Source organism: Faecalimonas sp. (assembly GCA_029264305.1).
Classification (GTDB): Bacteria; Bacillota; Clostridia; order Lachnospirales; family Lachnospiraceae; genus Faecalimonas.
Genome location: JARICA010000023.1, coordinates 119,793 through 135,556, shown reverse-complemented (window position 1 = coordinate 135,556; position 15,764 = coordinate 119,793). Strand labels below are relative to the sequence as shown.

Below are 15,764 nucleotides of genomic sequence, written 5' to 3'. Positions count from 1 at the left end.
AATTGCTACTTTAGAAGCTTCTGCTTCTTGCATAGGGTTTGTTACAACACCTGCTAAATCCGCTGGATTTACCTCTGTACGTAAAAGACTTCCTTTTCCCATCATCAAACGTTCGCCATTAATATCATTTACAGGCCAGTTTAACCAGAATAAAGGACTTCTTCTTTCTTTCTGTCCTGATGGAAGATTGTGTTTTCTAAAGTGTTCTAATGTTTTCTGTTCCACTGGCTGACATACAGCTTCACCAGTCCAGAAAATCTTAACATCAGCAGGGAAATCTTTATCATACATATTTAATTCTGAATAATCTCCTTGCCATGCATGATTATATCCTGCAGGACAGAATACTGTATCATATACATCACCTTTTTTCTTTGCCCAATCTGATACAGCGTTCATCATTTTGACTACAATTGCTTTATCTAATTTTCCAACATCGTCTCCAAGGACACCAAACTGACGTACTCCTGCATCATACAATTGATCAAATTTCTTTAATAACTTCTGAATTTCAGCATCTGCTTGATTTGCATTAAATCCACCCATAAACGGATGCGCAGTCCATACAAATCGACATTTTGCTTCATTTCCTACTTGTACCATTTTTTTGATTTCTGCAATTTCTTGTGCTGGATATGGATCACGCCATAAATTTTTATGATAAGGATCATCTTTTGGTGCAAAGATATAAGAAGTCATCTTAAATTCTCCACCGAATTTCATTAAAGACATTCTGTCTGCATTTGACCATGGAATTCCATAGTATCCTTCGATAAATCCACGAATATTTGTATCTGCATAATCTTTAATTGTAAAGTTACGGATTGTTGAACCATCCATCTGATTAAAGATATGTTTTAAAGAAGTAATACCATAAAATGCTGCATCTGTATCACGTCCTAATACAACAATTTCTCCATTATTCGAAGCAACAAAATGTCCCCCAAATTTCTGGAATAAACTTGCATCAACATTATAGTGTTCTTTTACATAAGTATCTACATATTCTTTTGAGTTATATGTACCCACTAAAATGTTTGTTTTTCCCTCTACTTTTTGTTGTGAAGTAGTCACTTTTTTGTTCTTTGAAGCTAATACTTCATTCATTCTTTTCTGTGTAACAGAATCAATCGCTTTTTCAAAAACGACGTTTACATCTTGACGAATAACGAATTCGCCTTCTTGATAAGACAAATCATGTGGATTTGGATAAATTTCATAAGCCGTCTTATCTTCTGCTGCTTGTACTGTTGGTGTTGAAATTGGCACCATAGTGAGTACCATTGCAACAGCAAGCACGCCTGTTAAGATACGTTTTAAAATCTTTTTCATAACCTTTCCTTTCCTGAATCAACTATTTTTTCGGTAATTTTTTTCTAAAAAAAAGAGACCAAAAACACTTCAAATCCTTTTATCCACCTGACGAAAAAATTTAAATATCTTGGTCTTGGTCTTGCCTAATTCAATAGTTACAACCCATTTGATTTTGCCTAAATTATACTATATTTTCCATTTTTTTTCAATCACATCTTACTTTTTGGATAAATATCACAAAACGCTTGCACATTTTTTGTGCAAGCGTTCCAATTTTATTGTCGTAATTCAATTCCCATTTCCTCTAAAGCTTTTAAAATTCGTTTCATTGCTGTTGCAACATCTGTTTCTTCCAAAGTTTTATCTTTTGCACGGAATACAATTGAATAAGCAACTGACTTGAATCCCTCTTTGATTTGCGAGCCTTCATAAATATCAAATAATTGATAACTTTCCAAATATTCTCCACCTTTTTTCTCAATTACATCTTCAATCTGTCCTACCAAAATTTCTTTTGGAACAACCATACTGATGTCACGAGTTACTGCTGGATATTTTGCAATCCCTTCATATTTTCTATCAAATGTAGCAAATTCCACAATTTCAGGCATATCTAACACCGCAATATATGCTCTCGTTCCGATACCATATGTGTCTGCTACTTGTGGATGAACCTCTCCAAGATAACCAATCACTTTTCCACCATAAATAATATTCGCTTGACGTCCTGGATGTAAGAACGGCTTTTCTGCGTTTGGATCATAAGTCTCTTTTTCATGCAAACCAATTTTTTCAAAGAATTCTTCTACAACACCTTTCATCGTAAAGAAATCACCTTCTCCATACATACCAAGTGTAAACTGCATACGTTCTTCAGGTAATTCTGTTACTGGAAGTTGTTTTGGAAGATATATATTTCCTAATTCATATAAACGTACGTCTTTGTTTCTTCTATTATAATTAGTCGCCAATGAAGTCAACATTCCGTTCAAAGACACTGTTCGCATAATACTATAATCTTCACCTAACGGATTCATAATTTCCACTGCTTCTCTTAACTTTGAATCCGTTGGAAGTAATAACTTATCAAACACTTTTGGACTTTCAAAAGAATATGTCATTCCTTGACTAAATCCACAAAATTCCGCAATATTTCTTGCTACTTCTTCAATACGAAGTTTAAATGATAATTTTCCTGTTGTAGCTTCTCCTCTTGGAAGTGTTGTTGGAATATTATCATATCCATAAAATCTTGCTACCTCTTCTGCTAAATCTGCCAGTCTAAACAAATCATGTCTAAATGTTGGTGCAATTACTTCTTTTGTTTCTGCATCATATTCTAATCCGATTTTTGCAAAATAATCTAACATTTGTTCTTCTGAAATATCTGTACCTAACATTACATTGATTTTTCCAGCATCGAATGGTACTCTTACAGGTTCTTTCACCTTTCCATAAACATCTACCATTCCACCTACAACTTCACCTGCTCCTAATTCTTCAATCAACTGACACGCTCTATCAATTGCCGCTTTTGCATTGTTTGGATCCAATCCTTTTTCAAATTTACTTGAAGCATCTGTACGAAGTCCAACTTTTTTACTTGATTTACGAATATTTGTTCCGTCAAAGCAAGCTGATTCTAGTAAAACTGTATCTACATTTTCCGTGATCATAGAATTTTCTCCACCCATGATTCCTGCAATTCCAACAGCTTTTTCACTATCGCAAATCATCAATACAGATTCGTCAACTTCTCTTTCCTGTCCATCTAATGTGGTAAATTTTTCTCCATTTTCTGCTGTTTTTACTACAATTTCATTTCCTGCAATCGTCGACATATCATAAGCATGCATTGGCTGACCAAATTCTTCCATTACATAATTTGTAATATCCACCAAATTGTTAATCGGACGAATTCCTACAGAAGCAAGTCTTCTTTGCATCCATTTTGGAGATGGGGCAATTTTTACATTTTTCACCATTCTTGCACAATAACGTGGACACAATTCTGCATTTTCCACAGTTACTTTTACATAATCATTTACATTTTCAGAATTTCCTGTTTCTTTTACAACTGGAGGACAAAATTCCTTACGGAATGTAGCAGCCACTTCTCTGGCAATTCCTATCACACTAAAACAATCTACACGATTTGAAGTTACTTCATATTCAAATACAACGTCATTTCTTCCTAATGCTTCAATAGCACTACTTCCTACAACGGCATCCTCTTCAAAAATATAGATACCGTCTTCAGCTGCTTCTGGGTACATTTCTACTGTAGAACCAAGTTCTTCAATAGAACACATCATACCAAAACTTTCCACACCACGAAGCTTTCCTTTTTTTATTTTGACACCGCCTTGAGTTTTTTTACCATCGTGTCCACCTGCAACACGTCCGCCATCCAAAACAACTGGGATTTTTGCTCCCTCAAAAACATTCTTAGCTCCTGTTACGATTTGAACCGTTTCTTCTCCTACATTTACCTGACATACCACTAATTTATCTGCATCAGGATGCTTTTCGATTTTCTCAATCTGTCCAATTACAATTTTTTCTAAATCCGCATCTAACACCTCATATCCTTCTACCTTTGTTCCTGAAAGTGTCATCGCATCTGTATATTCCTGTGCTGTCACATCAAGTTCTGGCACATATGCTTTCACCCATGATAATGATGTATTCATTTTCTTTTCTTCCTTTCTTTCATTGAAAAATATAGTTTAATCATCAAATTTTCACTATTAGAATTGTTTTAAAAAGCGAATGTCATTTTCATATAATAGTCTCATATCATCTATTTCATATTTAAGCAATGCAATACGCTCTAGCCCTACACCAAACGCAAAGCCATTATATTCTTCTGGATCAATTCCACACATTTCTAATACATGTGGATGCACCATGCCACAGCCTAAAATTTCAATCCATCCTGAACCTTTACAAAAACGGCAACCTTTTCCACCACATTTAAAACAAGTAACATCTACTTCAGCACTTGGCTCTGTAAATGGGAAATGATGTGGTCTGAATTTTGTTTTTGTTTCTGGTCCAAATAATTCTTTTGCAAATACTTCCAAAGTACCTTTTAAATCTGCAAAAGAAATATTTTTATCAATGACAAGTCCCTCAATCTGATGGAAAGATGGTGAATGAGTTGCATCCACTTCATCTGAACGGAAAACTCTACCTGGTGCAATCATACGAATAGGTAATTTTCCTTGTTCCATAACACGAGCTTGTACTGGTGAAGTTTGTGTACGAAGTACAATATCCTTATTGATATAGAAAGTGTCTTGTTCATCTTTAGCAGGATGATCTGCTGGAATATTTAATTTTTCAAAGTTATATTCATCGTATTCTACTTCGGGACCCTCTACAACTTCATATCCCATACCAACAAATATCCTTTCCACTTCTTCTAAAGCGATTGTATTTGGATGACGATGTCCAACTGTATTTTTCTTTGCTGGAAGAGTAACATCAATTACTTCTTCTTTTAACTTTCTTTCTAAAATCTCTTTTTCCATCTTAGCTTTTCTTTCTTCTAAAAGAGATTCAATTGTTGCTCTTGTTTCATTTACTAACTGTCCTACTTTTGCTCTATCTTCAGGTGCAACATCTTTCATTCCTTTTAAAATGGCAGTTAATTCACCTTTTTTCCCTAAAAACTTTACTCTTACCTCATTTAATTTTTCTGGTGCTTCAGAAGCTTGAATTTGCTGAATAGCTTCTTCTTGAATGCTTTGTAACTTTTCTTTCATTCTTTTATCTCCTTTCATAAACACTTTCATTTCATAAAATATATTTTCTTGCAATAAAAAATCCCCGTCCCTAAAGGGACGAGGTTAATCGCGGTACCACCCTAATTTCTGCTATAAGCAGACTCTCGGTTTGCGTAACGTGCAAATACGTCAGTTCCTACACAAATATCTTCTTCAAAACTGCAGTTCCTGTGGGAAATTCAATTGCCGCCTGAACTTAAGGAAATTTTCAGCCAATGATTTCCTCTCTCTGATAGAAAACGGTTCTCTACTAACACATTCATTACCTTTTCTTTATGAATATAAATCTATTCATTATTTTATCACACAAAAATGTAATGTCAAGATGTTTATTTTCCCTTAAACTCGAGCTTATTCGTTGAGATATTTTTCCAAACTTTTGTATTCGTCTTGGCTAATTTTATACACCCCATTATAAGGCTGTTCTAGATAGCATTTACCTTTTTCTTCATAAAAATAAACGACTGAAGAACCCTCTTCCTTAAAATTCAACTCTACCTTTGTATATTTCTTAACACCTGGAGAATCATTCACGCTTTCTTGTTTCGTCGACCTTCCGTCTCCAATTAATTTTAAAATAAATTCTTTCATTGTCTTCTCATCTGTAATTTCTTTTGTTACACTTCCCATTTCTAAAGATATACTTTCTAGTCCATCTACTTTTGGAAAAGTTAATGTATACCCATTTCTTTGCATAAAGAAAATATACATTAAAACACAACCTAATAATACTACAAAAAAGGAAATTATCTCTGCACGTTTCTTTTTATTCATCATTTATCGCCTCCAACTTCTTTCTACTTTTCAAAATTTTCTGTGCCATTTTTATTTTAGTCAGAATATCATATTTCATCTTATTATACCATAAATTTTCTATAAAAAATGCAAGTCAGCTTACAATGGTATTGCCTATTGTTTTGATTATTTTACGATGCTATAATATTAAAAATAATCATAATTAAGGTGGTGTATTTATGGATGAAAAAATCATAAAAAGTAAAAAGATTGTAAAAATTATTGGTATTGTAGACATTATCTTTTTTTCACTAATGTCTATTTTTCTCGGTTTATTAGACAACCTTGTTGCATCTTTGTTTTTTATTCCATTTATTGTATTGGGAATTGTATTAATTGTTGCATACAAAAAACAACGAATAATTCTTGAAGAAGATCAATTGACATTGTGTCATATCATTAAAAAGAAACAACAAATTAAATATCAAGATATTCATTGCTTACTTTTGATTCCATTAAATAACAAAATTCAAATGGCTTTAATTGACCAACAATATAATCGATTAATCACTTTGGATGAAACATTCACTAATTTTAACTTATTATTTAAAACACTAGATGAAAAAAATATTAAGACTCTAGATTTTGCTAAAATGATAGAAAAAAATAAAGATGTATCGAAATATGTAAAAGCATTAAATATGATTGAGAAAAATTTTTACAAGGCAATTGTTACAGAAAATAAGACTCTTTTAAATATGTCTAAGAAAAAGACCAGTGTAGAGATAGAAAAGACAAAAAGAACATTAAAACTAGTTAGTTGGGGATTAACATTATTGAATTTAGTAGCTTTTTTATTAGGTGGAAAAAAGATGTTTATTATTTTAATTATTATCATCTTAATATCATACGCAATATACATTAAACATTATCCTTATATATACATTGAAACCAATAGTAAAAAAGGAGAAGAACAAGCATTTCAAATGCCTTTTATCGGAGCATCAATCGCACTTATCTTATGTGTTAGTACTACCAAGATATATAATTATATTGGTAATCAATTTATGCTGACAACGCTTGGTATCGCCTTCATACTTGTAATACCGTATATCATTAAATCAACTCGCATCCCAGTTCCACAAAGGTTAGGACGTAAAATTTCAGTTGTTTTTATGGTATTTGCTATTTCTTTTTCAATGGCATTTCCACTAAATTATTTACTAACGTTTGAACAACCAACACATAAAATAATTGTAATTACAAATAAGCGTAGTACTTCATCAAAAACTGGAGATTATTGTTTATATGGAAACTGGAATGGAAAGAATAAAAGTTTTTCTGTTTCAAGTAAGGAATATTATAGAACTTCCATTGGTGATCGAAAAAGGATCTGCATAAGACAAAGTATTTTAGGATTAAAATATTATACCGTTCACGAGTAACACAAAAAATAGAGTGTGCATTCCTACACACTCTATTTTTCAAAAACTTATCTTAACAATTTTAAATTTCAATCATTTTTTTAACATAACAGCATTGTTAATTTCAGACAATAATTCTTCTTCCACAGTATATAGCACTTTCTTTTTACCATTTTCGAAATTGTACTTTACTAGTTCCCCTTTTTCAGAAATATAATATATTTCTGCTTGATTCATATAAATAACTTTATCTATATTCAGTTCATCAAACTTAAGGCTTTCTATTCCTTTTCCGTTTTTTAACTGTTTATATCCACCTAATTGATAATAGATATTTTCAGCAGAATCTAATATAATTCCTGTCATATATCCTTCTTCCGATTCAGAAATTTTTTTTACAGAATCTTTTTTCACATCGGCTATATAAATACTATTCATCCCCATAATTTCTTTATCTTCTTCATTTTTCTCTGCACGTCTTGCAGCCTCGTCGTCAGAATATGTATTAAAAACTATTTGATCTAAATCTGGATTGTAGTTCACTTGCCATACAAAAGCATCTTTATCTTCAAGTAATCTTTGTAGTTTTTTATTTTGATACTTAAATAATCCAACTGCTCTTGTTTTCTTTTCCACAGCTGCAATATATATCTTATCTTTAAACGGAAAAATATAATTCACCGCAAATATTGTATCTGTTAAACATTCTGTTTTTCCTGTAGTAAGATCTTTTCTATATACTTCATCGGATCTTTCGCCATCTCTTCGATGTGTATAATACAGTGCGTTCTCAGAATAAGAATATGCCGTAAGAGGATATTGTGAAGTATATGGTACCCTATCTTTTAACTCCACTTTATCTGTTTCAAAATCATATATATAATTATATGTGTTGAACTCATTATTCTCTTCTTTTGTAACTGTAAACGAAATATAATAATCCTTTTTTATGTCTTGTTTAGTTTCTTTACTCGTCTCTTGACTCTTTACTTCTTTTTTCGGCGTACACCCACTCATTAAAATAATAGATACTATACAAAGCCAAACAAGAAATTTTTTTCTCGCTCTCATAATTATTCACTCTCCCATCATATCAATGCACTTACTGTACATGATTTATACTAAAAATAATCCCCATGTGTATCCAAATCCATATTAGAAAGCGTTCTTTTTTCTTCCTCCTTTCTCTTTTGAATTTATAGCTCAACCACTTTCTTTGTGTTTAATATATCTCTTAAAAACACCTACGTCAACAACAAATCACATGCCTCTTTTCCTTTTTTACAATTCCCCCATAAAAGCAAAAATGACGCAAACAATAATTCTATTATCTGCGTCATTTTTATGAAATTTTTCCCCAAATTATTTCTGTACGATATTGATAATTCTTCCCGGAACATAAATTTCTTTTACAATTGTTCCAGTTAATTTATCTGCAACTGCCTCTTTTCCTGTCGCAATTGCATCTTCTTTAGAAATTTCTGCAGGAATTGTTACAACTGCTCTTGTTTTTCCATTAATCTGCACAGCAACTTCGATTTCATCATCTTTCATTGCTTCTTCATCATATGTTGGCCAACCTGCATGGAATACACTTCCTGTATTTCCTAATTCTTCCCATAATTCTTCTGCCATATGAGGAGCAAAAGGAGCAAGTAATATTGCAAATACTCCTAGCGTTTCCGTGTCTACTCCACCTTCTTTTTTTGCAATATCAATAAGTTTATTATTATATTCCATAAATCCAGAAACAACTGTGTTTAAACTAAAACTTTCTAAACGTGTTGTAATATCATATACCATTTTATTACGAATCTTAATCATTTCTTTTGTTGCTTTTACATCAGCTTCTTTACTGTCCATAACAAGATTCCATACACGATTTAAGAAACGATATACTCCATCAATTCCTTTATCATCCCATTCAGCATCTAATTCAGGAGGACCTACAAATAATTCATACATTCTAAGAGCGTCGCAACCATAATCTCTTACTAAATCATCCGGTGATACAACATTTCCTTTTGATTTACTCATCTTAGTTCCATTTTTACCTGTAATCATTCCTTGATTAAACAATTTTTTGAATGGTTCATCAAAATCAACTGCACCAATATCATATAAGAATTTTGTGTAAAAACGTGAATATAATAAGTGAAGAACTGCATGTTCTACTCCACCAATATACATATCTACCGGTAACATTTCATCTGCTTTTTCTTTTGATACAAGTTCTTCTGTGTTGTGGTTATCCACATAACGAAGAAAATACCAGGAAGACCCTGCCCACTGAGGCATTGTATTCGTTTCACGTTTTGCTGGTTTACCACACACTGGGCAAGTTGTATTTACCCAACTTTCAATTCCTGCAAGTGGAGATTCTCCTGTACCTGTTGGTTCATAAGAATCCACTTCTGGTAAAGTAAGAGGAAGTTGATCCTCTGGAACAGGTACAGCACCGCAATCTTCACAATGAATAATTGGAATTGGCTCTCCCCAATAACGTTGACGAGAAAATACCCAGTCACGTAATTTAAAGTTAACTGTTGCTTTACCGATTCCTTTTTCTTCAATCATATGAGGAGCTTCTTTTTTCAACACTGCTGATTCCATTCCATTCCATTCACCAGAATTAATCATTGTTCCTACAGCATCTGTATAAGCTTCTGTCATATTTTCAATTTCTTTTCCATCTTTAGCAATTACTTGAATAATCGGAATATTGAATTTTGTAGCAAATTCAAAGTCACGATCATCATGAGCAGGAACACACATAATTGCACCTGTTCCATAATCTGCTAATACATAATCAGATAACCAAATTGGTGTCTTTGCTCCATTAATTGGATTGATTGCATAAGAACCTGTAAATACACCTGTTTTTTCTTTGTCTTGCAGTCTATCTACATTTGATTTCATCGAAGAATCTAAAATATATTTTTCAACTGCTTCTCTTGTTTCGTCTGTAGCCAATTCTTTTGCTAAGGCATGTTCTGGTGCAAGTACCATAAATGTAGCACCATGTAATGTATCTGGTCTTGTTGTGTAAACTGTGATTTTTTCATCTTTTCCATCTACTTTAAAATCAACCTCTGCACCATAAGACTTTCCAATCCATTCTGCCTGCATTTTTTTAACTTTTTCTGGCCAATCCAATTTATCAAGATCATTTAATAATCTATCTGCATATTTTGTGATACGAAGCATCCATTGACGAAGATTTTTCTTTGTTACTTCTGTTCCACAACGTTCACATTTTCCATTTACAACTTCTTCATTTGCCAATCCTGTTTTACATGATGGACACCAATTGATTGGAAATTCTTTTTCATACGCTAATCCTTCTTTAAACATTTTCACAAAAATCCATTGTGTCCATTTGTAAAATGCTGGATCTGTTGTATTCACTTCCATATCCCAATCATACAATGCAGAAATTTCATTCAACTGTTTTTTAAAGTTTTTAATATTTTCTTCTGTTGAAATAGATGGATGTACTCCCATTTTAATTGCATAGTTTTCTGCTGGAAGACCAAATGCATCCCATCCCATTGGATGTACAATATAATGTCCCTGTAATAATTTGTAACGACTCCATGCATCTGAAATCACATACCCTCTCCAATGTCCTACATGAAGACCATTCCCAGAAGGATATGGGAACATATCTAAGCAATAATACTTCTCTCTTTTTCCATTTTCATCCGATTTAACGTTCACTGGATTTTCTTCCCAGTTTTTACGCCATTTTTTTTCAATCGCCTTGTGATTATAAGGTGTTGCCATATTCTTTTCCTCCTATTAACATTATAAAAAAACCTTCTCATCTCTAAAAAAGAGACGAAAAGGTTTATCCGCGTTACCACTCTTATTCATTCTGCTTTCGCAAAATGCACTCATTTCTTCTATAACGGGAAGTCCCGCTTCTGCCTATATTACTTAATATAACCTTTATCAAATATATTTCAGCAAAAGAACTCTGAGGCGAGTTGGGAGATTACGTTATTGTCTTACACCAAACGACAACTCTCTGCAAACGATAGGCTCTTAATACTCCTCTTCTTCGTTAGTATTCTATTTAATTGAATTCACACATCCATTGTACACACACGCAATTTATTTGTCAAGTTTTCCATGTAAATGTTGTTATTAACTTATGATAATGTCACTTTTATAATGTTTCTTTTAACTATGACAAGACATTCCAGAATTTTTGAAGACCTCCGGTGGATAAATCATCGGCTTAAACTTCAAAACTTCTTCCTTGATTGCCTCCTCATCCACAACAGACAAGTCATCGACCACCTTGACATACGCATAAAAACGGTTATCGCTGGTAGATATATCAAAGTTCTCCATTGGATAAACTGATAACTGATTCAAACCAGGATTCAACATTAATTGTGTGGAATAATATGGTGCTAATAGTTCCATCCCTTCTTCAACATTAGTTAACTTATTTTCAATATTCCATTGCATGGTCATATCCCGTTGTACTACAACAATCGCCGGAGAAAAACCATTATCTGTTAACTGGATATTCACTTTTTGAACCTCATTTCCTCGTTCATCTTTTGTTTTAGATGCAATAGCCATGGTTTCTGTTGGAATCGTATATTCGGCAGGTATTGGAACACTGACATCTCTACCCGATTCCAAATTCGTACTTTCTGTACCATCTGTCACAAATATATTTCCTCGAAGCATCCCCATCCAGCAACTATAGCGAACGGTACCTGTATTCGTAGGTGTAAACTCAATGACATTTTTTCCCTCTTGGAATGTATGCTCAATTCCATAGTCCTGAATAAACATTCTGTTGTTGCATCCATTGATACTTCCCGCAGGTGCATCAATCACCCACTTTACAGGTACTCCAGCTTGAACTGTAATATTAGGATACCGTCCAGGCAATAATGTACTATTTACGACCTGTACTCCATCAACAACCTCTACCTTTGTGTTCTCAGCCGAATTATTCTCAACTAATTTTCCCTGCAAATTCCATAAAACATACGAAGCAAGTACAATAGCCAAAGATGCAACTTTTATCATATTTTTTATAACCTTTTTTTCAACAGATATACTCAATAACACACCCGCAATACAAAAGGCAATCAACAGAACCAAAAGTAAATCAGGAGGAAGCCATCCACCCAATGAGCCACCCTGAGAAATCATTGCCAACCCAAGAACAACGACCAAAACAGCTCCAACTGCCATAACTTTATCCGTAAATCGCTTGCCAAGTGCCGAAATAATGGTTCCAAATCCAAGCATTAGTGGTACTGTTCCCAAACTAAACAGGAACATGGATAATGCACCGGAAAACGGATTTGCAGCTGCCAAAGCCACTATCCACATAGATTGCAATGGTCCACAAGGCATGAATCCATTGAGTACACCTACAAAGAACGGCTTAGTTGCTTTTGCTTTTTGTTGCCCCACTTTACGGGCAAGGAAGCGAGGCGTACGGATTGTGAATTTACGCATCCAAGGAAAAATCCCAAGCATATTGATCCCCATAATTACCATAAACAAACCGGCAATCATTTTCAAAATTCCTTGTAGGAAGATTGAAATCTGAACTTGTGTTCCACCTCCAATCAAAAAGCCAACTAGTCCAAAAACAAAACCAACTACAGTATAAGACACAACTCTACCTAAATTATAGCTTAATGCCGGAAGGAAAATGTCCAGTTTTCTAGGGTTATCAACTTTTCCTTGATGTGGAATACATTGAGAAAGATTTATTCCTCCACACATAGCAATACAGTGAACAGATGTAATCAATCCTATCACAAAGAGCATGCCGTAACCCATTCTAGTATCGGCTAGTTCACTTGGCACCAGCACATTTAAAATTCCCATTGACTGAAGCATAACATAAAGTGAAACAATCACCAACAACTTACAGACAACGTCTGTAATATTCCCTCCTATAGCCTTTTTCTGAGAAATAACTGTATATTCTAATCCTTCAATCACAGTAATAATTTCTTTTTTTGAAATTTTTCCCTCATCATAAACAATGTCGGCTGTACCTTGATTATAGCTTACATTTACATTACTAATACCATCTGTGTAATTTAATGTTTTCTCAATTTTATTCTGACAGTTCACACAGGTCATACCATCAATGTTTAATCGAATTTTTTTATTGCTATCATTCATCCAAATAACTCCTCCTTTAATTTGCTATGCATAATATATAGAAGATTTTTGTGGTTTTTATGTGGATATTAATGCCATTGGATTTTTTATCAATCAAGTGGTAGATAGAATTGTCAAACTTGAAAACCACTTAAAATATTTTCCAGTTTAATTTAACCGCAAAAAGCTGACGGGGAAAATAATCCCGTCAGCTTTTGCTTAAATATATACTAATTCTCTATTGCAAGGAGTTTCCTTTTGGCAACATTACAATAAATCTGCTCCCTTTTCCTTCCTCACTTTCCACTGTGATTGTTCCTCTATGTGCCTGCACGATTGTTTTTACAATGGTCAGCCCGATGCCAGCTCCTCCTGTTTTTCGATTTCTAGACCTATCCGTCCGATAGAACCTCTCAAAAATCCGATTTAAATCCTGTGTTGAGATACCAATTCCACTATCCTCAACATAAATAATACTATTCTTTTTCGTATCTTTAATGACTATACGAACCATACCTTTACCATCGGAATACTTGATTGCATTAGAAACAAGGTTACTCATAACCTGTTGCATACGTCCTCGATCTACCAAAATCAGTGATTCATCCCCAACAACTTGACCCTCTATTTGCTTTTGCCTAAGTCTGCTCTCAAAATTTTTCATTACCATTTCAGACAATTCCCTGAGATTGACTTCTGTTTTCTGAAGCACTAGATGTTCACTTTCCATCTGACGTAACCGCTCCAAATCAGAAATCAAGTCAGAAATACGCTGCCATTCACGATAGCAAGTTTCAAGACGTTCTGGTGTCGGTTCCAAAACTCCATCCATCATCATTTCCATATAAGAAGCTATATTTGCTACAGGAGTTCGAAGTTCATGTGCAACATCAGATGTTAATCGCTTTCGAAGGTTTTCTTGTTCTTCTAAAGATTCAGCCATATGGTTCACAGCATGTGCCAGTTCATATAATTCTTTTGTTGTAATATTACCCTGAAATCTTGTATTGTAATCCCCCATTGAAATTTGTTGAATAATACCCACTGTTTCCGAAATAGGTTTTACAATCTTGTTCGACAAAAGTATCCCCATAGACATTGCTCCAACCAATGACACACCACCAATTGCAATAAGAATACGATTCAAGGCAGACATAAATTGAAAATCAGTTTCATCCATGTAGTATGGGCTATAATAAGATATGTCTAAATATCCAACAATCTCTCCTGTTTGCATGAGATCATATCGATGTACCTGAAAACTACCTTCCATATCGGGACGCTTGTTTTGCATACGAACGGCAATACTCTCCATCACCTCATGACACAATCTCATATCATGGTTCTCTGCATCCCATAGGATATTCTCATCTTTATCGTATAACTTAATAATAAAACCATCGTCCAATGCTGCCATACCTATGCCATGCACATAATCTAGATTCCACCCATTCTTACCTATGTGATATTGAGTTTCCAGACTTTTTGCCAAATCATCTGCCTCTATTTTTTGCTGTTTTTCTACATAAGATTCAAACTGACGATTAATTAAAACATTGGAAATAATACTAACTAATGAAATTGCCACCAGTATAAGCAGTGCAAAACGAATGGCCAAAACGGTACGCAACTTGTACTGTTTCAATCCTTATCACCTCCAAATTTATATCCTAACCCATGAACAGTTTTTATATAGATAGGCTTTCTCGGATCTAATTCCACTTTCTTGCGCAAATTTTTGACATGAGTATCAATAACACGATCATACCCATCAAAATCAGGTCCAAACACAAGCTCAATCAAATTTTCTCTCGAAAAAACTTTTTTCGGATATTTAATCAGTGCCGAAAGGATTTTCCATTCACTCGGTGTAAGGTTTAATAGCTCTCCCTGTTTCCTAACTTCATTATGCTCAAAATCTATCTGTAAATCATCGTTATTCCAAGAAAATTTTTGTGCCAACGGTTTTAAGTCATCCGTAGTGCGTCGCAAAATCGCTTCCATACGGGCATATAACTGCTTTATACTAAACGGCTTCATTACGTAATCATCTGCCCCGATGTCCAAACCATTTAATACATCTTCTTCTTGAATTTTGGCTGTAAGCATAATAATCGGAACTCTTGACTGCTTTCTGACAATTTGGCAAACCTCCTCCCCAGACATTCCCGGCAACATTAAATCCAAAATTATGAATGCAATCGGTTTTTTTTGAAAAATCTCTAAAGCCTCTTTTCCATCTTCTGCCGTAAGCACTTGATACCCCTGCTGTGTGATATAAGCAGAAACGGATTCTCGAATCATCGCTTCATCATCAACGACCAATACAATTTTCTCTGTAGTCATA

The 15,764-nt window shown here is 33.9% G+C and carries 10 protein-coding genes and 2 other annotated features; of the genes, 1 reads left to right on the top strand and 9 read right to left on the bottom strand.

Features of this window, described 5'->3' with window-relative positions:
• The 4 genes from ACY2U7_RS09285 to ACY2U7_RS09270 form a co-directional block, all read right to left on the bottom strand.
• Positions 1-1,332 (bottom strand): glycoside hydrolase family 84 protein (locus tag ACY2U7_RS09285; RefSeq protein ID WP_461816287.1); only part of this gene is annotated, 1,332 nt, incomplete at its 3' end.
• A gap of 257 nt (positions 1,333-1,589) precedes the next feature.
• Positions 1,590-4,007 (bottom strand): phenylalanine--tRNA ligase subunit beta, encoded by a 2,418-nt coding sequence (gene pheT, locus ACY2U7_RS09280; RefSeq protein ID WP_461816286.1) that lies wholly within the window; start codon positions 4,005-4,007, stop codon positions 1,590-1,592.
• Positions 4,008-4,064: 57 nt separating this feature from the next.
• Positions 4,065-5,084 (bottom strand): phenylalanine--tRNA ligase subunit alpha, encoded by a 1,020-nt coding sequence (gene pheS, locus ACY2U7_RS09275; RefSeq protein WP_461812363.1) that lies wholly within the window; start codon positions 5,082-5,084, stop codon positions 4,065-4,067.
• 71 nt (positions 5,085-5,155) lie between these two features.
• Positions 5,156-5,377, bottom strand: a binding site (T-box leader).
• Between the two features lie 79 nt (positions 5,378-5,456).
• Complete coding sequence (locus ACY2U7_RS09270) at positions 5,457-5,882, bottom strand: DUF5301 domain-containing protein (RefSeq protein ID WP_461812362.1); 426 nt, start codon at positions 5,880-5,882, stop codon at positions 5,457-5,459.
• Positions 5,883-6,079: 197 nt separating this feature from the next.
• Between ACY2U7_RS09270 and ACY2U7_RS09265 the strand changes: the two genes are divergently transcribed.
• Positions 6,080-7,285, top strand: a complete 1,206-nt coding sequence (locus ACY2U7_RS09265) for a hypothetical protein (RefSeq protein ID WP_461812361.1) — start codon at positions 6,080-6,082, stop codon at positions 7,283-7,285.
• 72 nt (positions 7,286-7,357) lie between these two features.
• On the opposite strand, the gene ACY2U7_RS09260 is transcribed toward ACY2U7_RS09265, so the two are convergent.
• From ACY2U7_RS09260 to ACY2U7_RS09240, 5 genes are all read right to left on the bottom strand, one after another.
• Positions 7,358-8,335: a hypothetical protein gene (locus ACY2U7_RS09260; RefSeq protein ID WP_461816285.1), complete on the bottom strand. Its 978-nt coding sequence runs from the start codon at positions 8,333-8,335 to the stop codon at positions 7,358-7,360.
• Positions 8,336-8,626: 291 nt separating this feature from the next.
• Positions 8,627-11,050 (bottom strand): leucine--tRNA ligase, encoded by a 2,424-nt coding sequence (leuS, locus tag ACY2U7_RS09255; RefSeq protein ID WP_461812359.1) that lies wholly within the window; start codon positions 11,048-11,050, stop codon positions 8,627-8,629.
• Positions 11,051-11,097: 47 nt separating this feature from the next.
• Positions 11,098-11,337, bottom strand: a binding site (T-box leader).
• A 112-nt stretch (positions 11,338-11,449) separates the two neighbouring features.
• On the bottom strand, positions 11,450-13,438 hold the full coding sequence (locus ACY2U7_RS09250; protein ID WP_461816284.1) for an urease accessory protein UreH domain-containing protein: 1,989 nt from the start codon (positions 13,436-13,438) through the stop codon (positions 11,450-11,452).
• A 217-nt stretch (positions 13,439-13,655) separates the two neighbouring features.
• On the bottom strand, positions 13,656-15,062 hold the full coding sequence (locus ACY2U7_RS09245; RefSeq protein WP_461812357.1) for a sensor histidine kinase: 1,407 nt from the start codon (positions 15,060-15,062) through the stop codon (positions 13,656-13,658).
• Positions 15,059-15,763: a response regulator transcription factor gene (locus ACY2U7_RS09240; RefSeq protein ID WP_461812356.1), complete on the bottom strand. Its 705-nt coding sequence runs from the start codon at positions 15,761-15,763 to the stop codon at positions 15,059-15,061. The genes ACY2U7_RS09245 and ACY2U7_RS09240 overlap by 4 nt, the downstream gene beginning before the upstream one ends.
• Position 15,764: the final 1 nt, after the last annotated feature.

Excerpts from the sequence above, each read along its gene's own strand:
- pheS (WP_461812363.1), bottom strand. The coding sequence starts at position 5,084 with ATGAAAGAAAAGTTACAAAGCATTCAAGAAGAAGCTATTCAGCAAATT.
- leuS (WP_461812359.1), bottom strand. The coding sequence starts at position 11,050 with ATGGCAACACCTTATAATCACAAGGCGATTGAAAAAAAATGGCGTAAA.
- pheT (WP_461816286.1), bottom strand. The coding sequence starts at position 4,007 with ATGAATACATCATTATCATGGGTGAAAGCATATGTGCCAGAACTTGAT.
- ACY2U7_RS09270 (WP_461812362.1), bottom strand. The coding sequence starts at position 5,882 with ATGATGAATAAAAAGAAACGTGCAGAGATAATTTCCTTTTTTGTAGTA.
- ACY2U7_RS09265 (WP_461812361.1), top strand. The coding sequence starts at position 6,080 with ATGGATGAAAAAATCATAAAAAGTAAAAAGATTGTAAAAATTATTGGT.
- ACY2U7_RS09250 (WP_461816284.1), bottom strand. The coding sequence starts at position 13,438 with ATGAATGATAGCAATAAAAAAATTCGATTAAACATTGATGGTATGACC.
- ACY2U7_RS09240 (WP_461812356.1), bottom strand. The coding sequence starts at position 15,763 with ATGACTACAGAGAAAATTGTATTGGTCGTTGATGATGAAGCGATGATT.
- ACY2U7_RS09260 (WP_461816285.1), bottom strand. The coding sequence starts at position 8,335 with ATGAGAGCGAGAAAAAAATTTCTTGTTTGGCTTTGTATAGTATCTATT.